Source organism: Sulfitobacter sp. S190, assembly GCF_025141935.1.
GTDB lineage: Bacteria > Pseudomonadota > Alphaproteobacteria > Rhodobacterales > Rhodobacteraceae > Sulfitobacter.
In genome coordinates, this window is record NZ_CP081120.1 from 2489540 (window position 1) to 2503725 (window position 14186).

At 65.1% G+C, this 14186-nt stretch carries 13 protein-coding genes; 5 read left to right on the forward strand and 8 right to left on the reverse strand.

What is annotated here, in order from left to right; genetic code table 11:
* Positions 1-32: 32 nt before the first annotated feature.
* The gene (locus K3756_RS12505) at positions 33-1469 is read right to left on the reverse strand and encodes a tetratricopeptide repeat-containing sulfotransferase family protein (RefSeq protein WP_259987846.1); all 1437 of its coding nucleotides are present in this window, start codon (positions 1467-1469) and stop codon (positions 33-35) included.
* 152 nt (positions 1470-1621) lie between these two features.
* Between K3756_RS12505 and K3756_RS12510 the strand changes: the two genes are divergently transcribed.
* From K3756_RS12510 to K3756_RS12525, 4 genes are all read left to right on the forward strand, one after another.
* Entirely contained in the window at positions 1622-2686 is a 1065-nt protein-coding gene (locus K3756_RS12510) for an AI-2E family transporter (RefSeq protein ID WP_259987848.1), read from the forward strand.
* Between the two features lie 3 nt (positions 2687-2689).
* Complete coding sequence (locus tag K3756_RS12515) at positions 2690-3373, forward strand: chromosomal replication initiator DnaA (RefSeq protein ID WP_259987850.1); 684 nt, start codon at positions 2690-2692, stop codon at positions 3371-3373.
* 61 nt (positions 3374-3434) lie between these two features.
* Positions 3435-5609: an RNA degradosome polyphosphate kinase gene (locus K3756_RS12520; protein WP_259987852.1), complete on the forward strand. Its 2175-nt coding sequence runs from the start codon at positions 3435-3437 to the stop codon at positions 5607-5609.
* A gap of 109 nt (positions 5610-5718) precedes the next feature.
* A complete protein-coding gene (locus K3756_RS12525; RefSeq protein ID WP_259987855.1) occupies positions 5719-7284 on the forward strand; it encodes a Ppx/GppA family phosphatase in 1566 nt (521 codons plus the stop codon).
* Here K3756_RS12525 and K3756_RS12530 read toward each other — a convergent pair.
* From K3756_RS12530 to K3756_RS12560, 7 genes are read right to left on the reverse strand one after another with little or no spacing between them, the layout of a single operon-like run.
* Complete coding sequence (locus tag K3756_RS12530) at positions 7281-7652, reverse strand: hypothetical protein (protein WP_259993555.1); 372 nt, start codon at positions 7650-7652, stop codon at positions 7281-7283. The genes K3756_RS12525 and K3756_RS12530 overlap by 4 nt on opposite strands.
* Positions 7653-7689: 37 nt before the next feature.
* Positions 7690-8685: an endonuclease/exonuclease/phosphatase family protein gene (locus K3756_RS12535; RefSeq protein WP_259987857.1), complete on the reverse strand. Its 996-nt coding sequence runs from the start codon at positions 8683-8685 to the stop codon at positions 7690-7692.
* Position 8686: 1 nt separating this feature from the next.
* Positions 8687-9367: a molecular chaperone DjiA gene (locus K3756_RS12540; protein ID WP_259993556.1), complete on the reverse strand. Its 681-nt coding sequence runs from the start codon at positions 9365-9367 to the stop codon at positions 8687-8689.
* Positions 9368-9408: 41 nt separating this feature from the next.
* The gene (locus K3756_RS12545; protein WP_259987859.1) at positions 9409-9900 is read right to left on the reverse strand and encodes a GNAT family N-acetyltransferase; all 492 of its coding nucleotides are present in this window, start codon (positions 9898-9900) and stop codon (positions 9409-9411) included.
* The gene (locus K3756_RS12550; protein ID WP_259987861.1) at positions 9897-10508 is read right to left on the reverse strand and encodes a VOC family protein; all 612 of its coding nucleotides are present in this window, start codon (positions 10506-10508) and stop codon (positions 9897-9899) included. The genes K3756_RS12545 and K3756_RS12550 overlap by 4 nt, the downstream gene beginning before the upstream one ends.
* Positions 10505-12646 carry a methylmalonyl-CoA mutase gene (gene scpA, locus K3756_RS12555; RefSeq protein ID WP_259987863.1) on the reverse strand — a complete coding sequence of 714 codons (2142 nt, stop codon included), beginning with the start codon at positions 12644-12646 and terminating at the stop codon, positions 10505-10507. Before scpA ends, K3756_RS12550 begins: the two co-directional genes overlap by 4 nt.
* The gene (locus K3756_RS12560; protein WP_259987865.1) at positions 12597-13562 is read right to left on the reverse strand and encodes a hypothetical protein; all 966 of its coding nucleotides are present in this window, start codon (positions 13560-13562) and stop codon (positions 12597-12599) included. The genes scpA and K3756_RS12560 overlap by 50 nt, the downstream gene beginning before the upstream one ends.
* A 168-nt stretch (positions 13563-13730) precedes the next feature.
* Here K3756_RS12560 and K3756_RS12565 point away from each other — a divergent pair, with 168 nt between their 5' ends.
* The gene (locus K3756_RS12565) at positions 13731-14183 is read left to right on the forward strand and encodes a DUF4174 domain-containing protein (protein WP_259987867.1); all 453 of its coding nucleotides are present in this window, start codon (positions 13731-13733) and stop codon (positions 14181-14183) included.
* Positions 14184-14186 lie beyond the last annotated feature (3 nt).

The following is a 14186-nucleotide window of genomic DNA, read 5'->3' on the forward strand; positions in this document are numbered from 1 at the left end:
CTGCCTGCCCAGACCGCAGGCAGGGCCGCTTTTCACAATTGCGCGGCGATCATCCGCGCGGCGGGGCCGTCCTGTGCCGCGGCCTGCGCGTCCTCTGCTTCCCACTGCGCGATCCAGTCGTCCCCGCCCAGCGCCGTGCGCATCGGGGCCAGCTCATCGGCAAAGCGGGTCCAGCGCCCCTGCCCGTCGGGCGTGATTTCGCGGCGCACCTGCACCACGGACGCGGTGCGGATCACCCCCCTGCGGTTTTGCGGGGCGAGGCAGGCCGGATCCCATGACAGCCCCGCATGCGCGACACAGGCGCGGATCTGCGCTTCGGGTTCGGTGACCAATGCGCTGTAGGATTGCCAGCGCAGCGCCGCGCCCAGTTTGCCGCGCAGGTCCCGCCCCGTGGCATAGACCGTGCGCGTCATATGCGCGATATCGGCAGGGGCCTTCGCATGCGGGTAGGCCCCCGCGAAAGGGGTGGCATAGTTTGACAGCCCCGTGTCGAGCGGATGGCGCGACATGAAGATGAACCGCGCCTGCGGCAGGATGCGGCGGGCAAAGCCGAGCCGGAAGACATTGAGCGGTGTCTTGTCGACGAAAAACCGGTGATCGCCGATCGGTGCCTGCGCCGCGATGCGCGCACGGTACTGCGCACCGAGTGCGGCGGCCTGTGCGGGGTCCAGCGTGTCGACCCAGCTCCAGCCATCGTCCGATCCTTCGGTGCCTTGCCACATGGCGAACGTGCTCTCCAGCGCGGTGGATTCGCCCGCGGCGCAGACCTCCGCGTGACACGCCAGCACGCTTTCCATCAAGGTTGTGCCGGAGCGCGGCATCCCCACGACAAAGATCGGCACCGGCCCGTCCGGCGGTTCGGTCGCAGGCGCAAAGACGGGGCACTGCGCGATCTGGGCGGCCAAGCCGGCATCTAGGCCCGCGGTGTCATGGTGGCCCGCGCCCAGACGTTTCGATTTGCCATAAAGATAGAAAGCCGATCGGGGGCGGTTGGCCGCCTCTTCGATCTGGGCCAACGTGTTCAGCGCGGTGGCCCGCAGTGCCGCATCTGTGCTGCGGGATTTTGACAGGCGGCGCAGGGTGTTGGCGCGGCGGCTGTCGCGGCCGAAGGGCTCGAGCCGGTAGAGCGCGGCGAGCGCGCGGATGTTCTTGGGATCGGCCTGCACCGCGGCCTCGAAAGCGGTTTTCGCACGACCGGTGTCGCCCACCGAGACCGCCATCGCGCCCAGCTTGGCCCAGGCGGCGGTGTCATTGCCCAGATCCTGCGCCACGGCGGTGGCCAGTTTCAACGCTGTATCGGTATCGTGCAGCCCCCAGTAGCACCGCGCCATATCGTCAAGCAGCGCGGCACCCGGACCGGTCCGCTCGAACTGCGCCAGAATACGGGCGAGCGCGGGGCGCCATGCCCCCTGCGCCATCAGGCGGGTTATGGCGGGTCGGTGGGCAGCATAGGGATCATTGGCGGGCATGGGCTTTCCTCGGGCCGTGGCGGCACGGCCACAGGGGTACGCGATGAAGCTGAACAACTGTTAAACCGCCGAAAACTTTGCCCATGCGGGCCGCCCCCCTTGAAACCCGCGCCCCCATGCGCGATTTGTCAGGTGAAACCGAGGAGACAGACATGGCCCTGCCGATCCGAGACCAGCTGAAGTACTGGGGCGTTGCCGCGGCGCTGTTTCTGGTGGTGTTGTGGTTCATGGGCGATGTGCTGCTGCCCTTTGTGCTGGGCAGTGCGGTGGCCTATTTCCTCGATCCGGTGGCCGACCGTCTGGAGCGGTTGGGCCTGAGCCGGGTGGCGGCAACGGCGCTGATCACGGTTGTGGCGCTGGTCATGTTCGTCATCATGGCGCTGCTGGTGGTGCCGACGCTGGTGGCGCAGGCGGTTAACCTGTTCGAGATCGCCCCCGACCTGACGCGCCGGTTGTCGGCCTTTCTGACAGAGCGTTTCCCCTCCATTCTCGAGGATGGATCAACCCTGCGCAATTCGATCCAGTCGCTGGGCACGGTGGTACAGGAACGCGGCGGCCAGCTGCTGGAGACGGCGCTGAGTTCGGCGGCGGGTCTGTTGAACGTGATCATGCTGTTCGTGATCGTGCCGGTCGTGGCGGTGTACATGCTGCTCGATTGGGACCGGATGGTGGCGCAGCTGGACCAGCTTTTGCCGCGGGATCACGCGCCCACGATCCGCCGGCTGGCCCGTGACATCGATGCGACGCTTGCGTCGTTCATCCGCGGCATGGGCACCGTTTGTCTGATCCTTGGCACATATTACGCGATTGCCTTGATGCTGGTGGGGCTGCAATTCGGTCTGGTCGTGGGGTTCGTGGCCGGGCTGGTGACCTTCATTCCCTATCTGGGTGCGTTGATCGGCGGGGCGCTGGCCATCGGTCTGGCGCTGTTCCAGTTTTGGGGCGACTGGGTGTCCATCGCGCTGGTGGGCGGTATTTTCGTCATCGGTCAGGTGATCGAGGGCAACGTGCTGACGCCCAAGCTGGTGGGCAATTCGGTGGGCCTGCATCCTGTGTGGCTGATCCTTGCTCTGTCTGTTTTCGGGTCGCTGTTCGGCTTCGTGGGGATGCTGGTGGCGGTGCCGATGGCGGCGGCGCTTGGGGTTGTGGCCCGTTTCGGGGTCGAACAATACCAGCAAAGTCTGCTGTACCGCGGCACCGAGCAGAACAGGGACTGACACATGGCAACGCAGCTCGGACTGGCCCTGCCCGCCCGCACCGCGCGCGGGCGTGACGATTTTCTGGTGGCTCCCAACAACGCGATGGCCGTGGCGCTGATCGAGAACTGGCGCAACTGGGCGGGCGCGAAAATGGTGCTGAGTGGCCCGTCGGGCGCGGGCAAGACTCATCTGGTGCACGTCTGGGCGCAGGCGGCGGGCGCGCGGATCGTAAACGCGGCCGATCTGCACAGCGACACCGTGCCGGAGCTGGCGCAATCGTCGATCGCGGTGGAGGACGTGGACCGGATTGCCGGACACCTTGAGGCGGAAACCGCGCTGTTCCATCTGCACAACATGGTGCTGGCCGAGGGCCATTCGCTGCTGCTGACCGGAACGCCGCCGGCCGCGCATTGGGGTCTTGCGCTGCCCGATCTGGCGAGCCGGATGCAGGGAGCGACCGAAGCGACGATCGACGCGCCCGATGACGCGCTGCTGTCGGCGGTGCTGGTGAAACTGCTGGCCGACCGGCAACTTGTCCCGCGCCCCGATGTGATCCCCTATCTGCTCAAACGGATGGACCGGTCGTTTGCCGCCGCACGCGATGTGGTGGCCGCACTGGACGCAGAAAGCCTCGCGCGCCAGCGGCCGGTAACACGCGCATTGGCAGCGCAAGTACTGGACAAACTCAACCCCCACGGGTCATAAACGATGCTCAGCGCGCGGCGGTTATCGCCGCGTCGTCAAACCCTTGGGTCAGAACAGAGCAATGACAGATACCAACTTTCTCGAGGCGCCGTTTGATCCGCCGGTGGAGCTGCCGGAGCTGGATCTGACGGGACCGGGGCGGTTTTTCAACCGCGAGCTCAGCTGGCTGGGCTTCAACTGGCGGGTGCTGGAGGAGGCCGAGAACGCGCGGGTGCCGCTGCTGGAACGGCTGCGGTTCCTGTCGATTTCGGCCAACAACCTCGACGAATTCTATACCGTGCGTGTGGCCGGACTGAGAGAGTTGGCGCAGGCGGGCAACACGACCCCCGCCGCGGACGGGCTGACCCCGGCGGAACAGCTTGTCCTGATCAATGAAAATGCGCGGTCCCTGATGATGACCCAGCAGCGGGTGCTGGTGGATTTGCTCAAACAGATGGACGCCCAGAACATCATGCTCGAAGGGCCGGACGATCTGGATGAGGACGACCTACGCGCGCTGGATCACGTTTTCCTTAATCAGGTTTTCGCGGTTCTGTCGCCGCTGGCGATCGATCCCGCGCATCCTTTTCCGTTCATCCCGAACACCGGATTCGCGCTTGCCGTGCAGCTTGAGCGGACCAGCGACAAGCGCCCCTTGCAGGCGTTGCTGCCGATCCCCGCGCAGATTGACCGCTTTGTGCGGCTGCCCGCGCCGGAGGGGTGCAAACGCTTTTTGCCGCTCGAAGACCTGCTGGCGCTGAAAATCCCCGATCTGTTTCCCGGCTACAGGCTGAAGGCGCATTTCGAATTCCGCGTGCTGCGCGACAGCGATCTGGAGGTCGAGGACGAGGCCGAGGATCTGGTGCGCGAATTCGAGGTTGCGCTCAAACGCCGCCGCCGCGGCGAGGTCGTGCGCATGACCCATTCGGCGGGCGCGCCGGCCAAGCTCAAGAATCTGATCATGCGCGAACTGGACGTCAAGCCGCAGGACGTGATCGAGATCGACGGCATGATCGGCATCGACAGCCTGTCGGAACTGGTCACCGGGGACCGGCCCGATCTGCTGTGGCCCAGTTTCACACCGCGCATCCCCGAACGGGTGACCGACCACGAAGGCGACATGCTGGTGGCGATCCGTCAAAAGGACATGCTGCTGCACCACCCCTACGAGACCTTCGACATGGTGGTGCGGTTCCTGCAGCAGGCCGCGCGTGACCCGCAGGTGGTCGCCATCAAGCAGACGCTTTACCGCACCTCGCGCGACAGCCCGATTGTCGAGGCGCTGTGCGAGGCGGCGGAGGGGGGCAAATCGGTCACCGCGCTGGTCGAGCTGAAGGCCCGTTTCGACGAGGCCGCCAACATCCGCCAGTCGCGGCGGCTGGAACGGGCGGGCGCGCATGTGGTGTACGGGTTCATCGACCTCAAGACACATGCCAAGATTTCGACCGTGGTGCGCCGCGAGGGCGACCAGCTGGTCACCTATACCCATTACGGCACGGGCAATTACCACCCCATCACGGCGCGGGTTTATACCGATCTGTCGCTGTTTACCTGCGATCCGAAGCTGGGCCGTGATGCGACGAAGGTGTTCAACTACCTGTCGGGATACGCCAAGCCTGAAAAGCTCGATAACCTTGCCATTTCACCGCATACGCTCAAGCCGCAACTGCTGGCCATGATTGCCGCGGAGGCCGAGCACGCGCGCAAGGGCAAACCGGCGGAGATATGGGCGAAGATGAACAGCCTTGTCGACAGCGAGGTCATCGACGCGCTTTATGCGGCGAGCGCGGCGGGCGTGAAGATATCGCTGGTGATCCGCGGCATCTGCGGGCTGCGCCCAGGGGTGAAGGGGCTGTCGGAGAACATCCGCGTGAAATCCATCGTCGGGCGTTTTCTGGAGCACAGCCGCATCGTGTGTTTCGGCAATGGCCACGGCTTGCCGCACAAGAAGGCCCGCGTGTTCATGTCCTCGGCCGACTGGATGGGCCGCAACCTGAACCGGCGCGTGGAGACGATGGTCGAGATCCAGAATGCGACCGTGCAGGCCCAGATCACCAGCCAGATCATGGCGGCAAATCTGGCCGATGTCGCCCAGAGCTGGGTCATGGCGGCGGACGGATCATTCACGCGCCCCCCGGTGCCCGAGGGCAAGTTCGCGTTCAATTGTCACCGGTTTTTCATGGAGAACCCGTCGCTGTCGGGCCGCGGCACGGCGGGGGCGTCGGATGTGCCGACGTTGACGCACGGTGAAGACTAGCGCCGCGCGCGTCATCCCGCTAGATCCGCCACCGCGCTGCATCTCTTGACCCGCAGGCGTCACTGGGTCACGGTGCCGCCAATCGTGGCCTTTGCCTGCCGGAGTGTTCATGCCCTCACGATCGTTATCCTCGCAAGTTCCCGAAACCGGCGTTGCCGATCTGGGGCTGTTTGGCAAACCGCTGTTCGAAGATCCGTCCGCACGCGCCCTGCGGCGGGTGGGCGTGGTCGATGTCGGCTCGAACTCGGTCCGGATGGTTGTGTTTGACGGCGCGGCGCGGTCGCCTGCGTATTTCTACAACGAAAAGATCATGTGCGCGTTGGGTGCGGGCATGGCCGAGACGGGCCATCTGTCGCCCGAAGGCCGCGTGCGGGCGCTGTCGGCGATGCGCCGGTTCAACAAACTGGCCGAGGGCATGGGTCTGTCGGAGCTGACGGTGGTGGCCACGGCGGCGGTGCGCGATGCAACGGACGGGCGCGAGTTCTGCGAGGAGGTCCGCCGCGAGACGGGCCTGCGCATCTGGGTGATCGACGGCGAGGAAGAGGCGCGACTGTCGGCACAGGGCGTTTTGCTGGGCTGGCCCGGCGCCTATGGGCTGGTGTGCGATATCGGCGGGTCGTCGATGGAGCTGGCCGAGATTTCGGGCGGCCGCGTGGGCCGCCGTGTGACGTCCAATCTGGGTCCGCTGAAAATGCGCGATCTGAAGGGCGGCGCCAAGGCCCGCAACGCCCAGATCAAGAAAACCATGCACGGTCTGGCCGACAAGATGGGCGCCCAGCGCGACCGCTTGTTTCTGGTTGGCGGCAGTTGGCGGGCGATTGCGCGCATCGACATGGTGCGGCGCGGCTATCCGTTGATGGTGCTGCACGAATACCGCATGACGCGGCAATCGGTGCGCGACACCATCGCCTTCATCAAGGCCACGGATGCGGACGAGCTGCGGGCCGCCGCCGGCGTGTCGAGCGGGCGGATGAGCCTTGTGCCCTACGCGATGGAAGTGCTGAGCCGGTTGGTCAAGACGTTCAAGCCCAAGGACATCGCCGTGTCGAGCTACGGCATCCGCGAGGGGATGCTCTATGAACAAATGCCGCAACGCCTGCGCGACCGCGATCCGCTGATCGAAGCGTGCCGGTTTGCCGAGGCCAAGGACGCGCGCACCCCCGGTTTCGGACGTACGCTCTATAACTTCATTCTGCCGCTCTACAAATCGGCACCCGGGCCGCGCAAGCGTCTGGTCAAGGCCGCCTGCCTGCTGCACGACGTCAGCTGGCGCGCGCACCCCGATTACCGCGCCGAAGTCTGTTTCGACAATGCCACCCGCGCCAATCTGGGCGGTCTGAAACACGCCGAACGCATCTATCTGGGGCTGGCGCTGATGCACCGCTATTCCAACAAGCGCGAGAACGCACGGTTTGACGATCTGTTCGATATGGTCGACGACCAGACCCGCGCCGAGGCCGAAATACTGGGCAAGGCCATGCGATTTGGCGCGATGCTATGGATGGACAAGATGGGAGAGCTGGGCGAAATGCGCTGGTATCCCAAGAAAAAGCTGCTTGAGTTGCGGGTTTCTGCCGACATGGTGCCGCTGTTTGGCGAAGTGGCCGAGGCGCGGTTCAAATCGCTCGCCGCATCGCTGGATGCGGAGGCAAAGGTCAAGACCGCACGGCGCTAAAGCTCGATCTGCGGGCCGTCCGGCAGGGGCGGCAGCGGCTCGGGGTCGGGCAGCGGTGCGTCGGGCTTGCGGCGGATGATGATATCCCCGTTCGGCAGAACCTCGGGCGCCTCGTAAACGCTCCAGTCCTCGACATCGGCCATCACGGATTTCAGTTTGGGGCCCATTTCACGCAGGAAGTCCTGCACCGCGGGGCCCATATCTTCGAGCAGGGTCGCCATTTCGTCCATCGCGGGCGCCGTTTCTTCCAGCAAGCCTTCGAGAAACATCTGCGCGCCCCGCTCCATCAACGAGGGCGGATCGGCGGTATCCTGTGCGGCCAGCGGAGTTGCGACCAGCAGCGCGAGGGCGAAAGCGGCGTGTCTCATACCGGTCAATATAGTCCCGTTGCCCGGCAAACCCAAATCAGGCGTCGAAATCCAGCGTCACGGGAAAATGATCAGAGGCGGTGACAAGCGCATCGCGCAGGCCCGCGTCGCGCCAGCAGTCGGGATCGTCCAGAGGATGCCAGATGCGCCAGCGCGGCGCACGGGTGCGAAACTGCGGCGACACCATGATATAGTCGAGCAACGCCTGCAAAAACCGCTTTTCGGTGCGGATCCAGAACCGGGCGGTGGTGGGAACGGCGCCGCGCCGCGACGACAGCGCGCGCGCCGCGTGCGGGTCAAAAAGCGCGCCCTGCCCTTCGCCCAGGATAATTTCGACCGAAGAGCGGCCAAAGAGATCCTCGAACGTATCGAGCCCCGGGCCATCGTTGAGATCGCCCAGCACCATGACCGGGGTGTCCCCCATCGCATCGAGCCTGCGGCGCAGCCAGATCGCCTGCGCCAGCTGTTTGCGCCGGTTGGCGATGGAGATTTTCATGGCCTCCGCGTCCGTGCGCGCGCCGTGCGGTGCTTTGGATTTCAGATGCGTCCCGATCATGCGAAAGCGGAAACCCGATGCCGCCTCGATCGCCAGCTCCAGCGGAGGTTTGGAGAAGATGACCGTGTCGCGGGTCGCGTCCACGTCGAGATCCATCAGCAGCGTGCCGTCGAATTGCGGCGCGTCCGGCGCGCTTTGGGGATCGTGCACCGCCGAGAGCCGGTCGGGATCGTAGAGCAGCGCGATTTCCTGCTGGGTGTCGTTGGCAAACCCGATGACCGCCTTGCGCGCGCGCAGATCGAACCGGTCGGCAAACCGTTCCAGCGCGACGACCCCGTTGTGGCGGCGGCCGGCGTCGGGTGCTTCGATCACCATCACCGCGTCCGCGTCCATGCGGCGAAAGACGTGGCCCAATGCCTGGGTCTGCTGGGCGCGGGTCACGTCCCAGCGCGCGGACCATCCGCCGTCTTCAAAAAGCCTGTCTTCGTCATCAAAAAGGTTGGCGAACCATTCCACGTTATAGGTCGCCAGACGCATGTCAGGCGGCCTTGCCCGACAGGGTTTCCCACGCGCGGTTTATGTCGATCATGCGCTTTTCGGCGAGTTTCACGGCCTCTTCGGGCAATCCGCGGGCGATCAGGGCATCGGGGTGGTTGTCACGCACCAGTTGCCGCCAGGCGGCACGCGCTTCGGCCAGACTGGCCCCCGGTGCGATGCCCAGAACCGTGTGCGGCAGCGGCGAGGTATTGGGCACAAAGCGCGCGCGCAGCGATTCGAAATCGCCCGTCGGCAGGGCAAAAATCTCGGCCACCTGTTCGAGAAACGCGTTTTCGTTCGGATGGTACACACCGTCGGCCATCGCGATGTGGAACAGCCCTTCGAGCAGATCGGCGAGAATGCCCGTATCGTCGCCGAACATCCCCTTGATGCGGCGGGCGTAATCGTCAAATCCGGCGACATCGGTCCGCGCGAGGTTGAATACCCGCGCCGCACCGGCCGCATCGTCATCGGCGATCTTGAACACCTCTCGGAACGCGGTGACTTCGTCGCGGGTGACCTGCCCGTCCGCCTTGGCCATCTTCGCGCCCAGTGCGATCACCGCGATGGTAAAGGCAACGGAGCGTTCGGGCGGGGCGCGCAGGCGGTCAAAAACCTGCGACAGTCCTTCGCCGGTGGCAAGCGCAGACAGCGCGTCAGAGATACGGGTCCAAATCGACATGGGTGTGTTGTAGCCAATCGGCGCCCCCTTGTCAGGGCGGATCACAAGTGTTTCGTCATCAAGATCAGGTCGAGCCATCGCCCTTCCTTGCGCCCCACTTCGCGCATATGGCCCGCCTTTGCAAACCCCATCCGCGTGTGAAAGGCAACCGCAGGTTGGTTTTCGCCGCTGATTGCGGCCACGGCCACATGCGCGCCCTGCTGTGCGGCATCCGCCAGACCGCGCTGCAAAAGCGCGCGCCCGACCCCTTTGCCCGGTGTAGCGGTGATGATCGTATGCTCGACCGTATGGGCATACCCCGGTCCGGAGCGGAAGGGCCCCCAGGTGACAAACCCCGCGATGCTCGGCATCTTTTGGGCCGTTTGGGCCGTTTGCGCCACGATCAGCGCGGCGGGCCGGTTTTCGAGCAGGTCTTGCAGATCTTGCGGGGTTTTCTCGCGGGTGGTGAAGGTCGCCGTCGTGTCACGGATCATGGCGTTCCACAGAGCGCCGATCGCGGGCAGATCCGCAGGCGTGGCGGCGCGCAGGATCACAGCTGCCGCAGGCCGCCCGGTGTCATCAGCCGGGCCGACACCGCCGCGTCCCCGCGGGCAAAGCCGATGCGGTCGTCCGACAGGAACGGCGCGAGCAGCCCGCGCAGCGCATCCGCGTCAGGGTGGTGCACCGTGAGCGTGTCGAGCGTGACCTGCGAGGGCGCCAGCATATCGACAGGATGCGCCCCGCCCTGCCACTCGATCAGCGCGGGCGCGCAGTTGTCGAACGGCAGGATGCCCCCGTCCGGGACCGCCATGCGCCAACGCAGCGCGCCGCGCTGCAAATCGACGGGGCGGCCAAAGCCGTCCGGCAAGGCGGCGAGTGTGGCATCCAGATCATCGCAGCGACAGATCCAGTTTGTCAGCCGCGGCGGGCCCGTGAAATTGTCCAGATCGAACCAGCGCGCGCGGTCGGGCTTCGGGGCGTCGGGATTGATCGCAATTGCTTCGAGATAGAGCCCGTCGGCCATGCCCAGCAGATCGTTGTGGGTGTGAAACACTGCGTGCTCTCCACCCGGTTGCAGCGCCACGCCCAGCGCGTCCGAGGCATAGGCCGAGGCGGCGGCGCGGGTCATCCCCGCCACCGCCAGATGGTCCAGCGTGATCATGCCCGCGCGTCGCGGATCAGTTTCAGGATGTCCTGCGCCGCGTTGGGGATGTTGGTGCCGGGACCGAAGATCGCCTTGACCCCCGCATCATAGAGGAACTGGTAATCCTGCTGCGGGATCACACCGCCGCAGATCACGATGATATCCTCAGCACCCGCGTCCTTGAGGGCTTGCACCAGTTGCGGCGCGAGGGTCTTGTGCCCCGCTGCCTGTGAGCTGATGCCGATGACGTGCACATCGTTGTCGACCGCATCCTGCGCGGCCTCGGCCGGGGTCTGGAACAAGGGGCCGACGTCGACGTCGAACCCGATGTCGGCAAAGGCCGTGGCGATCACCTTGGCGCCACGGTCGTGACCGTCCTGCCCCATCTTGACCACCAGCATGCGCGGGCGGCGGCCTTCGTCCTCGGCAAAGGCATCGACGGACTTCTGGATGGCGGCGAAGCCCTCGTCGCCTTCATAGGCGGCGCCGTAGACCCCCGCGAGCGTTTTGACTTCGGCGCGGTGGCGGCCGAACTGTTCTTCCATGGCCATGCTGATTTCTCCTACGGTGGCGCGGGCGCGGGCGGCTTCGACGGCCGCTTCGAGCAGATTGCCCCCTTCCGAGGCGCGGCGGGTAACTTCGGCAAGCGCGGCTGTGCAGGCGTCATCGTCGCGCGACGCGCGGATGCGTTCGAGCCGGGCCACCTGTGCCTCGCGGACCTTGACGTTGTCCACATCGAGAATGTCGATCGCATCTTCCTTGTCGCGCCGGTATTTATTGACGCCCACGATCACATCGGTGCCGCGGTCGATGCCCGCCTGACGCTGGGCCGCGGCTTCTTCGATCCTGAGCTTGGGCATCCCGGAGGCGACGGCCTTGGTCATGCCGCCCATGTCCTCGACCTCTTCGATCAGCGCCCATGCGGCATCGGCCAGATCGGCGGTCAGTTTTTCGACATAGTAGCTGCCCGCGAGCGGATCGACCACGTTGGTCACGCCGGTTTCCTCCTGCAAGATTAGCTGCGTGTTGCGTGCGATGCGGCTGGAGAAATCGGTCGGCAGGGCAATCGCCTCGTCGAGCGCGTTGGTGTGCAGCGATTGGGTGCCGCCCAGTACCGCCGACATCGCCTCGTAAGCGGTGCGCACGACGTTGTTGTAGGGGTCCTGTTCCTGCAAGGACACGCCCGATGTCTGGCAATGGGTGCGCAGCATCGAGGACTTGGGGTTTTGCGGTTTGAATTCGTCCATGATGCGCGACCACAACAGGCGCGCGGCCCGCAGTTTGGCCGCTTCCATGAAAAAGTTCATGCCGATACAGAAAAAGAACGACAGGCGGGGGGCGAATTTATCCACGTCCATGCCAGCCGCGATGGCGGTGCGCACGTATTCGCGCCCGTCGGCAAGGGTGAAGGCCAGCTCCTGCACGAGGTTCGCGCCCGCTTCTTGCATATGGTAGCCGGAAATCGAGATGGAGTTGAATTTCGGCATCTCGTTGGCGGTGTATTCGATGATGTCCGCGATGATCCGCATCGAGGGTTCGGGCGGATAGATATAGGTGTTGCGAACCATGAACTCCTTGAGAATGTCGTTCTGGATCGTGCCCGACAGCACGCTGCGGTCGTGGCCCTGTTCTTCGCCCGCGACGATGAAATTCGCCAAAATCGGGATCACCGCGCCATTCATCGTCATCGACACGCTGACCGTGTCGAGCGGAATGCCGTCAAAGAGGATCTTCATATCCTCGACGCTGTCGATGGCCACGCCCGCCTTGCCCACGTCACCCTCGACGCGGGGGTGGTCGCTGTCGTAGCCGCGGTGGGTGGCCAGATCGAAGGCCACGGAGACGCCCTGCTGGCCCGCCGCAAGCGCGCGGCGGTAGAAGGCGTTCGATTCCTCGGCGGTGGAAAAACCCGCGTATTGGCGGATGGTCCAGGGACGGCCCGCGTACATCGTGGCCTTGACCCCACGGGTGTAGGGCCCCTGCCCCGGAATGCCGCCCAGATGGTCCAGCCCGGCCACATCTTCGGCCGTGTAGAGCGGCTGCACGTCGATCCCTTCGAGCGTGTGCCAGGTCAGATCGTCCAGCGGGCGGCCGCGTAGTTCGCCCTCAGCCAGGTTGCGCCAGCTGTCCTTGTCGCCCTTGGGGGTGTCGGTCATGGATATGTCCTTTTGTCATGGCCTCGACCGGCGGGCTTGTGCCCACTCTTGTGCCAAGGCGATCCTCTGTCAGTGTCGCGAGCCCGTCCGCCCCGGCGGCGAGCCACATGATATCATCCGCATAGCGTTCGCGCAGCATTGCGATCTGGGATTGCGAAAACGGCTGCCAGCGGGTCTCGGTCGCCTCCAGATGGTCGGGCAGCGTGTCGGGATCGTGCCCCATATCAATGAGATACGACCGCAACATCCCTGCATCGGGCGACCGGTTGTGCCATGTTTTCGCGTGGTTTGCGGGGGCGGCACGGTCGGTCAGCCGCATCAGGGCGGCATCGGCGCGCCCCGCGTATTGCTCGAACGGCAGCACGCGGATTTCGGTATCGGGCAGCGCGCAGGCCAGATCGGTGATCATGTCGCGCCAGCTGCGCGGATTGCAGGCGATCGCCTCCCAATGCAGCGGCGGCGGCAGCGCGTGGCCGCGTGCCACGCTGAAGGCCGCGATGGACGCCCACCACAGCTCCAGCGAGCGTATCGAGAGCGTGACCCGCGTGATATTCCCGTCGAAGGCCGCGTTCAGCCGCGCGGCCCGTTCTCCGACACCGGCGTAAACGGCCCCCGTGCGCAGACAGTTGCGCGGCGCCCCGATGATGTTTTCCTCCGTCACGACCAGACGTTCGGCCCCGGATTTGCGCGCCAGCGACGCGTTCATGCGGATACGTCCTGTCGCGCGGCGTTGCAGGCTGCGCCCGTTTTGCATCCGCGGCGCAGGAAACAGCCCCGCAAACAGGTTCTTGCGGGTCTGCGGTGGCGCCCAGACCACCGTGCCATCGCCGCGCAGCCTGTCGCCGTTGCAGCGCAGGTATTTCTGAAAACTGGTGGTGCCCGTGCGGTGCGCCCCCACATGCAATAGGATTTCCATCGGTCGCCATGCCCCCCTCGGCAATGGGGCCCTGTGAAGGGGCCCGGTCAGGTGATTTGGCGCAGTCATGCGACATAATCCCTTGCCGGGCGCTTAATGGTAAAATCCGCTCTATCACTGGTCGCAATCGGTCGTCGCACCCCTATATTGGGGGAAGAAGAGGTACTTATGAAACTGATCTTAGCCACTGTTTTCACTGGTCTATTCGGCATCACGGCGACCGCGCAGACGTTGTTCGAACCTGACTTTCCGCTGCTTGTCCGGCAGGCCGAAGACGTCAATTTGAGTGAATTCAAGTGGAAAAACCGGCCCGTCATCGTGTTTGCCGACTCGCCGGACGATCCGGCCTTCATCGAACAGATGTCTTTGATCGAGGCGCGGGCGGAAGCATTGGCCGAGCGCGACGTGGTTGTCATCATCGATACCGATCCCGAGGCGCGCGGCGACATCCGGCTGCGCATGCGACCACGGGGGTTCATGCTGACGCTGGTGGGCAAGGACGGGGGCGTAAAGCTGCGCAAGCCGTTCCCTTGGGACGTGCGCGAAATCACCCGCAGCATCGACAAGATGCCGATGCGGCAGCGCGAAATCCGCGACCGCAAGGCCGCCGCGGACGGGTAACCG